The sequence below is a fragment of the Flavobacterium procerum genome (assembly GCF_042431625.1).
In the GTDB taxonomy this organism is placed as follows: domain Bacteria; phylum Bacteroidota; class Bacteroidia; order Flavobacteriales; family Flavobacteriaceae; genus Flavobacterium; species Flavobacterium procerum.
In genome coordinates, this window is the sequence record NZ_JBHLYW010000021.1 from 1 (window position 1) to 9,369 (window position 9,369).

The following is a 9,369-nucleotide window of genomic DNA, read 5'->3' on the forward strand; positions in this document are numbered from 1 at the left end:
GTACAATGGAGCAACTTTAATTGCGAGTGCTACAAATTCAACTTACACGACTACAGGACTTGCAAACGGTGATGCTATTAGCGTTCGTATGACCTCAAACGCTTCACCTTGCTTGACTGGAAGCCCTGCAACTTCGAATGCCATAAATATGACAGTAAACCCAAATTTGCCAGCTAGTGTTAGCATTGCCGCTTCGCCAGCAGGAGCAATTTGTGCGGGTACTTCAGTAACATTCACAGCTACTCCTACAAACGGAGGAGGAGCACCAACATACCAGTGGTACAATGGAGCCACTTTAATTGCGAGTGCTACAAATTCAACTTATACGACTACAGGACTTGCAAACGGAAACAGTATTACGGTTCGCATGACATCCAATGCTTCGCCTTGCTTGACTGGAAGTCCTGCAACTTCGAATGCCATAAATATGACTGTAAACGCATTGCCGACAACTCCAACGACAAATGTCAATAGCAATGTTACTTGTACAAGTACAGGAAGTATAACATTAAGCGGATTGCCATCTTCAGGTACTTGGATAATTCACCAAACAGGAACTGCATCACAAAATATTCCAGGTACAGGTGTTAGCACTACTATTTCAGGACTGGCGGTTGGAACTTATAATTTTACAGTTGAAAATGCTTCTGGATGTATTTCGAATCAGGTAAGTGATAATATTACAGATAATTCTTCTACCACCTGGAATGGTACAAATTGGTCACAAGGACTTCCTAATAATACGAAAGCAGTAATTTTTGCAGCACCTTATACTATAACTGCAGATTTGCAAGCCTGCTCTTTGACTATAAATTCAGGAAATATTGTAACCGTGAATTCTAATGTAACGTTGACAATTACAAATGCGGTAACTACAAACGGACAATTAATCTTCGAAAACAACTCAAGTTTACTTCAGACCACTAATGCGACAAACAGCGGATATATCACCTACAAGAGAAGCACTCAGCTGGTAAAACGTTTTGATTTTACCTACTGGTCAACACCAGTGATTGGTGCCGACAACACTCTTCACAACTTGTCTCCAAATACATTGTTTGACAAATATTACAGTTATAATGCAGCTGGAGATAAATGGGTAATAGACAATCATGGAACAATCAACATGGCTTACGGAATTGGCTATATTGTGAGAGCGCCACAATCTTTTAGCACGACTGTTCCTGCTGTTTATACTGGATCATTCGTCGGTACGCCAAACAATGGGCCTTATACCATACACCCAGTTTCAGGAAAATGGAATCTTATCGGTAACCCATATCCTTCTGCTCTTGATGCCGAAGAATTGATCGATGTAAACCACCTCGCGGGAACAGACATAGGAGCTATGTATTTCTGGACTCATAATACGCCGCCAAGCAGTTCTATTGGAGGTAATGCAACAAACAATTACACAAGCAACGATTATGCGGTATACAGTCTTGCCGGAGGTGTTGTGACTACAAGCGGTGCGGCCAGCCCGAGCGGTTACATAGCATCTGGACAAGGTTTCTTTGTGCAGCCAGCTGGAAATTCAATCTTGTTCAACAACAGCATGCGTGTCAGCGGAAACAATACACAGTTCTTTAAAACTTCTGCATCGGCTAAAACGGAGAGAAACCGTGTATGGCTGAATTTCACCAACGCTCAAGGTGCATTCAAACAGGCGCTTATTGGATATGTTGAAAATGCGACCAACAAAATGGATACAAATTATGATGCCGTGACAATGGCAAGCAACAGCTATGTTGATTTCTACAGTATCAACGATAAAGACCTTTTAACTATCCAAGCACGTGCGCTTCCTTTTGACAAAGCCGACATTGTTCCTCTAGGATACAAGACTACTGTTGCTGGTAATTTCACAATCGGAATCGACCATACAGACGGATTATTTGCAGAGCAGGCAGTCTATCTTGAAGACAAGAAAACAGGCGTAATCCATGACCTAAGAACTGCGGACTATACTTTTGCGACAGCTGTAGGTACTTTTGCAGATCGTTTCGTGCTTCGCTACACTTCTAAAACGCTTGGAACTGGAGATTTTGAAAACTTAGAAGATAGCGTGCTGATTGCGGTGAAAGACAAAACCGTAAACATCATTTCGACTAAGGAAAATTTAAAGGAAGTAACTGTTTTTAATGTTGGAGGTCAGTTGGTTTTCAATAAAAATAAAATCAATACAACCGAATTAAAAATAAATGATTTACAGGTAGCCGAACAAGTTTTATTTGTAAAAGTAACTTTAGAAAATGGTCATACTTTGACGAAGAAAATCATTTTTTATTAATGCTTTAAAGTCTGCTTAATATATAAAAAGAGTCCATTCTGCTACAAAAGAATGGGCTCTTTTTTTTTGAAATATCCCTAAATTTAGGGATTGCATATTCTAAACCAGTCAACTAATTTTAGGTTAATTCTTGCTTTTTATTAACCTGAAACATTTAGACTTTGGTTAGAAAATTATTTTGTATAGTGATTCTGTTTCTTTTTCAGCTGAAGCCCTTACTTTTTGCGCAGCAGGGAAAAATGGATGCTTCATTTAATACCTTCGATGACGGTTTGAGTGGAGATGGTTTTGATAATGCAGTTAGAGCTTTAGTTCTACAACCAGATGGCAATATGATTGTCGGAGGAGACTTTCTAAGTTTAAATGGATCTCCAGTATCTTATTTAAGCCGATTGAAACCAGACGGTACGATTGACGAAAATTTTCTAACTGGTAGCGGTATTAGTGGTAAAGTTTATGCCATTTATCTGATGTCTGATGGTAAAATTTTAGTCGGAGGAAGCTTTACCTCTTTTAACGGACATAATACCGGAAGATTGGTTCGATTAAATGCAGATGGGTCTTACGATGCTTCATTCAATTCAAACATCGGCGCTACAACCGGGATTATTTATGATATCGCTGTACAATCTGATGGGAAAATTGTAATTGTCGGGAGTTTTACCAAATACAATAATGTAACTGTAAACCGTATTGCTCGTATATTTCCGGACGGTACTTTAGACACTTCTTTTTCAACAGGAACAGGCTCTTCTCTTAATGTTACAAGTGTCAAAACCTTATCTGATGGAAAAGTCATTATTGGAGGTAATTTTTCTTCTTTTAATGGAAACACAGTAAATCGTATTGCAAGATTGAATTCCAATGGAAGCGTCGACTTTAGTTTTAATATCGGAATCGGTTTTAATGATGATGTAAATGCTATCGAAATTCAAAGCGATGGAAAAATAGTTGTAGGAGGCAATTTTACTGATTTTAACGGAATTACGGCAAATCGAATTATTCGTCTGAATGCAGACGGAACTCGCGACAGCTCTTTTAACACGGGCTCAGGATTCAGCAAAGAAGGGATTCAGGTTTTAAAAATAGATTTGGAAGGAAATATGATGGCTGGTGGTTCTTTTACCGGTTTTTATAATGGAATAGATGTAAATCGAGTCGTTTTTCTAAATCCAGATGGTGAGATAAGAACCAACTTTGATATTGGTTCAGGGCCTGCATCGGCTTCCGTTTTTGCTTTAGCTTTTGATGATGAAAATTCATGGTTTATAGGCGGTTCGTTTTCTATTTTTGATGGAGTAAATCAAGGCAGGCTAGCAAAAGTTGATAGCGAAGGGGAACATGATATTTCGTACTTGGCTGCAGGAGTAGGTTTTGATAATTCAGTTTTGGATATTCTGCCTTTAGAAAACGGTAAAATAATCGCAGCAGGGAGTTTTAAAAAATTTAATAACAATCCAGTTTCCAGAATTGCTTGCCTGTTAGAAGACGGTACTTTAGATCCTGGTTTTAATACTAGCAGCAACGGAGCTGATAATTTCATTAAAGCTCTTATTAAGCAGTCAGATGGTAAAATAATCGCAGCTGGAAATTTTTTAAAATACAACAACATAAGCTCAAGTCGTATTGTGCGGATTTTGAGTGATGGTTCTATTGATGCCAGTTTTAATATCGGAAAAGGATTTAACAACCAAGTTTATTGTATGGCGCTACAGTCAGATGGTAAAATTATTGCAGGCGGAAATTTTGCTTCTTATAATGGAATTGCCTCAGGGAAAATTGTCAGGATTCTTCCAGACGGATCTCGCGATTCCAGTTTCAATCCTGGCAGCGGGGCAGATGGAATCATACAATCTGTTATAGTGCAACCTGATGGAAAAATTCTAGTTGGGGGAAATTTTTCAAATTTTAATGGAATAGAACATCTAAAACTAGTACGGCTCAATTCCGATGGCAGTATAGATTCTTCCTTTAACGTTGGTTTTGGCTTTGATAAGTATGTCTATGCGATGGCATTGCAACCTGACGGTAAAATAATGGTTGGAGGTAATTTTTTGACATTCAATAAGACTTCACAAAAACGAATTGTACGATTGAATGCAGACGGTAGTTTAGATGCCAGTTTTGATTCAGGAATCGGTTTTAGCAAAGGAGATGTCAGAAGTATTTTTATACAGCCAGATAACAGAATTATCATTGGAGGAACTTTTTCGGGAACTTATAAAAGCAGTCCATCATTGCGTTTGATACGTGTAATGCAAAACGGAACTTACGATTCGTCATTTTCTGTTGCGCTTAATAATACATTGTATTCGATGAGGATTTCTGCAGATTACAGATTAGTAATTGGAGGAAGTTTTAATTCGGTTTCAGGTATTTCCAAACATAGAATTGCAAAGTTGAGGCTTTGTTTAGATTCGACGGTTTGGGATGGTAGTAATTGGTCAAATGGGTTTCCGTCGGGAGGAAAAGAAGTGGTGTTTAAAGAAAATTTTCCCAGTCTGACTTCTGCAAATGTCTGCAGTTGTACAATCGAAAATCAAAAAACAGTTACGCTATTAAGTGGCAATTCTTTAGGAATTGAATTTTCGTATGGCGGTTCAGGGACACTTATTCTCGAAAATTCTGCAAGTCTGTATCAGTCAGATGATGATATGGTAAATACAGGAGTTATCCATTTAAAAAGAAAAACACAACCCGTATTAAGATATGATTTCACCTATTGGTCATCTCCTGTTAATCATCAAAAGCTGATTGATCTTTCTCCTAATACATTGGTAGATAAATATTGTTCCTATAATAGTGTTTTAGAGAAGTGGAAAATTGAACTTCCCGAAAATGTAATGGCAGTTGGAAAAGGTTATATTATTAGAGCGCCGCAAAATTTTTCTTCGACCCAAAGATCAATTTTTGAAGCAGTTTTTAAAGGTGTTCCTAATAATGGAAAAGTTGAAATAAATTTTGAGGTGCCAGACAATAACTATCTAATAGGAAATCCATATCCCTCAGCTATCGATGCTTCATTATTCTTGAAGAAAAATGCATTAAAAACCAAGGGAGCGCTTTACTTTTGGACTCACAATACGCCTATTACCCATAACAATTACACCGCAGACGATTATGCTGTTTATAATCTTTTAGGAGGAACTTCTACGAGACCTGCTCTTTCGTCAGGAATTAATGATTCAGAACCAGATGGCACAATTGCGGCTGGCCAGTCTTTTTTTATTAAAAGTAATACTTCTGGAACTATTGAATTTAATAACAGCATGCGTATTCCTGGCCGAAACGGTTCATTTTTTAAGTCTTCTAAAAACGAAATAAATACTGGTACAGACGAAAAGCATCGAGCATGGATTAATTTAGAAAATACCGAAGGAATCTTCAAACAGATTTTAGTTGGATATACTCCCGATGCTTCTAATTCTTTTGATCTATTATACGATGCTGAAGATATGAATGCCAATGCAGCTGCCGATTTCTATAGCTTGGTAGATCAAACGAAACTTGTTATTCAGGGAAGGGCAATGGCTACTGTTGAAAACGATACAATCGTACTTGGATTTAATACAATATTAAAGGGAAATTTCAGTCTGAAATTAGATCATCAGGATGGGTTTTTTAATACAACCGATTTATATTTGGAAGATCGAGACTTGAAAATTATTCACAATCTTACCCAAAGTCCGTATAATTTTAATTCTGAAGCAGGAACTTTTAACAAACGTTTTATTTTAAGATTTCAAAGTGAATTTTTGCATACTACAAATCATTTGGCTAATAATGACAATATATTTGTTGCCGTCAATAAGAATGTAATCACTGTTGAATCTCAAAATCAAAACATAAAAAAAGTCACTATTTATGATGTTTCCGGTAATAAACTCTACACTGCTATCGGCTTAAAAAATAAAATCAGGATTGAAGATTTACGTTCAAGCCATCAGGTTCTCTTATTAAAAATTCTTTTAGATGACGAGACAGTCCAGATTAAAAAAATAATTTTTTAAGAATTAGAATCCAATATTTTAAATGTTGGATTTTTTTTGTGGAATTAAATCTTAAATATTCTCAAAAAATCAGAGTGTAAACCAAATGTTGAAATTGATTTTGATTTCAAATATTAACAGTTTTTTCTTATAATTAAGTAAAGTGATGGTTAAGGTGTTAAATTTCAATGGTTTAACTAAAAACCTGTAAATTCGCGTAAATAAAATCGTACCTTGTTGTTGGTTTTTGTCGGTAAACAACATTAAAATCCGACAAACTCACAAACTAAAAGACATTAGAACTATTTTTTCGACTCCTTTTTTACTAAAAACTAAGTTTTTAGATTGTACACGCCCTCAGAAATTGACTAAATTTTAAAGCTTTTTTTGAGAAAAAAACTATAACATCTAAGAGGGTAATTGTCCTTTTTAAGAATAATTTTTTTTGAAAGTGCTTTAAAATTTTTAAATGATTTTTTAATAAGCCAGTATTCGATTTTTAATTTTAAAATACCACCAATGAAAAAAAAATTACTTTCGACGCCCCTTACTTTTCAACTTTTAAATCAATCTTTAATAGCTTCTCCATATAATCTTCGGAAAGCTATATCCTATAAAATATTTCTTCCGATTATCCTGTTCTTTGTTTCTAATTTTATGAGTGGGCAGGCTACAATTTCCCATACATTTAACTCCAATAATTCAGTCATAGTTCCTAACGGTCTGACTTCGATGAATATTCAGGCTTGGGGAGGCGGTGGATCTGGAGGAGGAGCTGCCAATTCAGCTGCAGGTTATGGACGAGGTGGATCCGGAGGAGGAGGAGGAGCTCGCGCTACAGCTAGCATCACGGTTACTCCGGGGGCTACTATATCTGCTGTGGTTGCTGCTGCTGTTTCTGGAACGGCAGGAGCAAATGGTACTGCAGGAAATTTTTCAACCATTTCGGGATATCAGTCCTCTATTTATGCTTCTGGTGGTGCAGGAGGTTTAGCTAATGCAACGGGAGACATTACCGTCACCTATCCAGGAGGAGCCGGTGGATCTACAGGCGCTGGCACGGTAACAGCGGGTGACGCTGGGGGAGTTGGAACAACAGCTGTATTAAGTCTTTTACTTTCTTCTGGAGTTGGGGGAAATTCTCCGGGTGGTGGTACAGGAGGGGCTAGTGTTTTTAGTCTACTCATAGGACAGAACAATCCTGGAAATGCGGGTAACCCCCCAGGTGGAGGAGGAAGTGGCGGGATGAATTGTAATGGAGGAGCCGCTCAGGCCGGAGGAGCAGGAGCCGCAGGCCGTGTTATTATTGGTTACACTTGTCCAACTTATGGTTTTAACTCTATTATTGCTGCACCAGCTTGTGTTACTTCGGGAACAACCTTAGTAACATTGACAGGATTGGCAGCCAATCTGCCAGTTGGAACTTATGATGTTACTTATAACCGAACTAATCCAAACGCATCCTCTCAAACTGCAACCATGACGGTAAGTGTTGCAGGAACGGGAACTTTTACCGCTTCAGGTTTTAATGTAGTTGGTACGAATAGTACAGTAACAGTAACTTCTATAAAATCACAAGCTTGTACTTCGACAATAAGCTCAAGTAATACATCTCCTACCTTTGTAGTTTCGGCAGCTACCGTTGGAGGTGCTGTGACAGGAACTACAACAATTTGCGCAGGAGCAAATAGCGGAACTTTAACACAAGGTGGGAATAATGGGACAATATTGAAATGGCAATCATCAACAGATTCATTTGCAACTTTTACAGATATTCCCATTACAACAACAACTTATAGTCCTGGAGCTTTAAATGTTACAACACAATTTAGAGCAGTAATTCAAAACGGGGTCTGTGATCCTACGAATTCAACTCCGGCCACAATAACCGTCAATCCTTTACCACAGGGAAGTTTATCCGCAAATGGCCCGTTCTGTGCGACAGGCACCGGCCAGCTGACCTTTACGCAAACCGCCGGAACAGGACCTTATACGGTTATTTATAATGACGGAACGGCCAACCGGACAGCCAATAATGTTTCCAGCGGAACGCCGTTTGCGACTTTCACTACTCCAGTCACATCTACAACGACCTATACCTTGGTTTCGGTAACCGGTTCGAATAGCTGTTCCAGAAGCAGCGGCTTTACGGGCGCTTCAGCGACCATCACTGTAAATCCACTGCCTCAGGGAAGTTTGTCCGCAAATGGATCGTTCTGTGCGACAGGCACCGGCCAGCTGACCTTTACGGAAACCGCCGGAACAGGACCTTATACGGTTATTTATAATGACGGAACGGCCAACCGGACAGCCAATAATGTTTCCAGCGGAACGCCGTTTGCGACTTTTACTACTCCAGTCACATCTACAACGACTTATACCTTGGTTTCGGTAACAGGCTCGAATAGCTGTTCCAGAAGCAGCGGCTTTACGGGCGCTTCAGCGACCATCACTGTAAATCCACTGCCTCAGGGAAGTTTGTCCGCAAATGGCCCGTTCTGTGCGACAGGCACCGGCCAGCTGACCTTTACGGAAACCGCCGGAACAGGACCTTACACGGTTATTTATAATGACGGAACGGCCAACCGGACAGCCAATAATGTTTCCAGCGGAACGCCGTTTGCGACTTTCACTACTCCAGTCACATCTACAACGACCTATACCTTGGTTTCGGTAACCGGTTCGAATAGCTGTTCCAGAAGCAGCGGCTTTACGGGCGCTTCAGCGACCATCACTGTAAATCCACTGCCTCAGGGAAGTTTGTCCGCAAATGGCCCGTTCTGCGCGACAGGCACCGGCCAGCTGACCTTTACGCAAACCGCCGGAACAGGACCTTATACGGTTATTTATAATGACGGAACTGCCAACCGGACAGCCAATAATGTTTCCAGCGGAACGCCGTTTGCGACTTTCACTACTCCAGTCACATCTACAACGACCTATACCTTGGTTTCGGTAACAGGCTCGAATAGCTGTTCCAGAAGCAGCGGCTTTACGGGCGCTTCAGCGACCATCACTGTAAATCCACTGCCTCAGGGAAGTTTGTCCGCAAATGGCCCGTTCTGTGCGACAGGCACCGGCCAGCTGACC

Annotated in this window: 3 protein-coding genes; all 3 read left to right on the plus strand. The window is 39.6% G+C overall.

From position 1 onward, the window contains the following. A partial coding sequence (locus ACFFLS_RS19480) for a RemA C-terminal-like gliding motility protein (RefSeq protein ID WP_379689599.1) occupies window positions 1-2,290 on the plus strand: 2,290 nt, incomplete at its 5' end. A 239-nt stretch (window positions 2,291-2,529) separates the two neighbouring features. Then, window positions 2,530-6,300: a RemA C-terminal-like gliding motility protein gene (locus tag ACFFLS_RS19485; RefSeq protein ID WP_379683935.1), complete on the plus strand. Its 3,771-nt coding sequence runs from the start codon at window positions 2,530-2,532 to the stop codon at window positions 6,298-6,300. 498 nt (window positions 6,301-6,798) lie between these two features. Beyond that, a partial coding sequence (locus ACFFLS_RS19490; protein WP_379689601.1) for a beta strand repeat-containing protein occupies window positions 6,799-9,369 on the plus strand: 2,571 nt, incomplete at its 3' end.